General features: G+C 72.7%; 2 protein-coding genes. One reads left to right on the top strand and one right to left on the bottom strand.

The genetic code is table 11. The features are described from left to right. A partial coding sequence (locus ACTIDRAF_RS30880; RefSeq protein ID WP_083886634.1) for an alkaline phosphatase occupies positions 1-1,239 on the bottom strand: 1,239 nt, incomplete at its 3' end. Positions 1,240-2,032: 793 nt separating this feature from the next. On the opposite strand from ACTIDRAF_RS30880, the gene ACTIDRAF_RS0223745 reads away from it, so the two are divergent. Further along, positions 2,033-2,977 carry a hypothetical protein gene (locus tag ACTIDRAF_RS0223745; protein WP_016701181.1) on the top strand — a complete coding sequence of 315 codons (945 nt, stop codon included), beginning with the start codon at positions 2,033-2,035 and terminating at the stop codon, positions 2,975-2,977. Positions 2,978-3,479: the final 502 nt, after the last annotated feature.

Here is a 3,479-nt window from a genome sequence, read left to right as displayed (position 1 = left end):
CGTCCAGGTCGGGTCGGCCCCAGGCCCGGCGAGGTAGCCGGTCTCGTGGTCGGCGGTGACGACGACGAGGGTTTCGTGCCAGCTGCTGGACTCCTCAACCCAGTCCACGACGGCCTCGACGGCGCGGTTGAAGTCGATCTGCTCCTCGATCACCCGGGCGGTGTCGTTGTCGTGGCTGGCCCAGTCGACCGCTCCCCCCTCGACCATGAGGAACAGCCCCTCGTCCGAGGCGTTGTCCAACACGGCGAGGGCGCTGGTGGTCATGTCGGCGAGGGTGGGGACGTTCTCGACCGGTGGGGCGGTGTAGGGGAGCGCTCCGGGGACCGGGCGTCCGTCGGCCGTGCGGTCCGGGCCGCCTCGGTCGTACTGGAGGGTCGCCGCCACCTGGGGCACGCCCAGCACGTGGCGGGGCGGGTTCGGGGACTCGGCGAGCGCGGCGAACTCCTCCGGGGTCTCGACGAGGTCGAAGGCGGTGGCGCCGCGCTGCACGGCCTCCCAGGTCCACTCGTCGACGTAGTGGTGGTGGGGCTCGTCGCGACGCTCACCGTTCTCGTCGAAGTCGGGGTGGCCGGGGCCGAAGATGACGTTGATGCCGTGCTCGAACAGCATCTCCTTGGCGATGCCGTGGTAGTCGTTCCGGTCCGGGTTGTGCGCCACGTACGCGGCGGGGGTGGCGTGGCTGAACGGCACGCTGGAGACGACGCCGGAGGCCTTGCCCAGTTCCTGGGCCCGTTCGGTCAGGTTCTTGACGGGGGTCCGGTCCGGGGCCAGGCCGATCGCGCCGTTGTAGGTGCGGACCCCGGTGGCCAGCGCGGTGCCGGCTGCTGAGGAGTCGGTGAAGTCTTCGCTGGGGTAGCCGAAGCCCGCCCACGCCCGGTCCGCCTCGTAGGAGTGACCGTCGTGGTAGGTGGACATGCCGAGCTGGACGGGCCAGTCCTCGTAGACCTGGGCGGGGGTGGCCGGCAGGTGCTCGGTGGTTCCGGAGTCGGGGTCGACGCGGACCTGGTGGGCGGTGGTGCCGTGCTCCCAGAGGCTCGCGACGTCGACGTGGTTGTACCCCATGCCGTCGCTGATCAGGTGAATGACGTTCTTCGGTCCGAAACCGAGCGGGGTCGGGTGTTCCGCCGTGCCCGGTTCCAGGCCCATCGCCGCGGGCGTGCTGATCGTCAACGCGAGGGCGCTCGCGGCGGCCACGGCGGCGGGTCTCCGCCAGCGTTGTCTACCCGCATTCTCGGTCATCACGTCACTCCCTTTCAGGGTGGGTGCTTCCGTTTCGCTGGTGTGGCCCGCCGGCAGGGCATTCACACTCTGTCATCACCTTTTGGTGAATGCAAGATGGACGTACTGTCTCGTCCTGGTCTCTCGCGGGTGCATCCGCGCGCTGGTCCCCGGAAGTCTCGTCGGTGGTCGTCACTCCTGGTGATGAGGTGTGGGTGGATTTCCTTCCCTTTTCCGGGGTGCCGAAGTCCTTCCCGTGGAGCGGGCTCCGCCTGGGGAGGAAAATGGTGAGCTGGTTTTCCGCGAGTGATTTCCGGAACCGTTGGTGTGGCGGGCCGTGAACCGGTGTGCGACCTGGTTTCCGCCATGCGGTTCGCGCCCTCCGCCGGCCACGGGAACGTCGGAGTGGGGCGGGTGTGGCGGCGACGTTCGTGGTGCGCAACGACGGTGAGGACGGTCGCCATCCCCCGTCGGTTCCGCTCGCCGTTCAGAGGGGGCGGGGAGTCGGGGACCCGGTCGCGGTGGAGGGTCGGGGATTCGGCGGCGTGCCGGCGGGCGCGGGGGAGCCCCGCAGTGTTCCCGCCCCCATTCGTGAGTTCTGCGTGAAGTGGACGTCGCGGTCCGGGCGGTACGTGTTTCCCCAACACCCTCGGTGCGTCCCGTCCCCGGACGCGCACCGAGGGTAGTCCCGTGGGGGTCCTCGACGCCGTGCCCCGGCCCCCGACCGCCGGCCCCTGGCTTCACCGGTCCGGCGGCCGGGGATCGCCGTGATGGACGTGTCGTCGACCGGGGCCACGCCGGTAGGAAAGGAGGGGTGGCGGCGAAGCACGACAACCAGTGGCCCGTGGTGGTAACCGACTCCTGCGCCGGGGCCTACGCCCGGTGGCGCGGGCTCACCGACCACCGCGCCGCGAAGGCGACCCTGCGGCGGTTGGTCGACGAACAGGGTGAGGTGACCGACCAGCTCCCTCCTCCACTGGCGGGTCGCCGGAGCAGATCCGGGTTCTTCCTCCTCGTCCCGGACACCCTGGTGCTGCCCCTGGTGCGCGATTCGGACGGCTCGGCCCGCTGGATCGCGACCCACTGCGTGCCCTTCCCCGGGGACGATCCGCCCGATCTGGACGCCCTGGTGGCGCTGCGGGGCTCGGAACTGCTGGCCAGGATCCACCTGACCCGGCACGCCGTCGAGCGGTTCCAGGAACGCTGTGGGGGCGCCCCGGGCCTTGACGACGCGGCCCGGCAGCTCAGGAACACGATCGCGCCGACGGTCCGGGCCCGTCGCCGCCCGCCGAGCTGGTGCCGCACCACCTCCGCCGAGGTGTTCCTCGTCGCCGGCGAGCACGACCAGTACTGCCTGCCGTGCCGGCCGGGAGCGGTGGGCGAGCTGGACGCCACGACCTGCCTGCACCGCGCCTCGGACCTGTTCGAGCGCACGGGGCCGAGGCTGCACGCGGTGTGCCAGGTGGACCGGACCCGGCTGCCGGTCGGTGGCGAGGCCGACCGCCTCCTGGCCTCCTCGGTGCCCCTCGGCGGAACCCTGGCCTGGACACGTCCGAAGTGGGCGGCACCCCATGACCAGGCGACGTGGTGGGTCGTCTTCCCCAACCGCGTCGCCGCGCCCGTCCGGTGGCAGCCAGCGAAACCGCACCGGCCACTGCGGGTGCTCGGAGTCCGCGATGGCAGGCCCTGGCCGGTCCGGTTGTGGAACCGGGTCCGTCACTGGCTGCGGCGTCGCGGTCGCGGGAACCGACCGGGGTGATCCGGGGCGCCGCCTGGTGATGCCCGACCCGAGCTGCCGGGACGATCGGGACCGGGGGAGCGGTCGTACTCGGAGGCGCCCGCCGGCCGGAGACAGGGGCGGGCCAACCGGCGGAGGCGCCTCGTCCGGCCTCGGGGATGGCGCGCGAGCCACGGCAGGGGGAACGGGCCCCGGAGCCCCGCCGGGGACGTCGAACTCCTCAGTCGGACGTGACTCGCCCGCTGCGTGCCCCGCCCCCGTTGGGGGAGGGGGCGGCACAGCCAGTTGACCGGCGGGAACCTCGGGTGCGGTAGGCCTCCACGTCCGGCCCACCCCGGTTCCGCGTGGCGTTCCGCGCGCTCGGGAACCGGGCCGGGACGTCGGTCGTCGATCTGGTGCGGGCCAGGGGCCAGGGCTGCCGGAGCCGTGTCGACCACGCCGGTCGCCGTGACCTGGCGGGGGAGCACGTGCCCCACCGGGTGGGGGCGAGCGGGGGCCGGCCCGTCGTCCCGGGCCGGCCCCC

Origin of the sequence: Actinoalloteichus spitiensis RMV-1378, from assembly GCF_000239155.1 — a bacterium.
GTDB classification, from domain to species: domain Bacteria; phylum Actinomycetota; class Actinomycetes; order Mycobacteriales; family Pseudonocardiaceae; genus Actinoalloteichus_B; species Actinoalloteichus_B spitiensis.
This window is presented reverse-complemented; position numbering and strand designations above follow the sequence as displayed.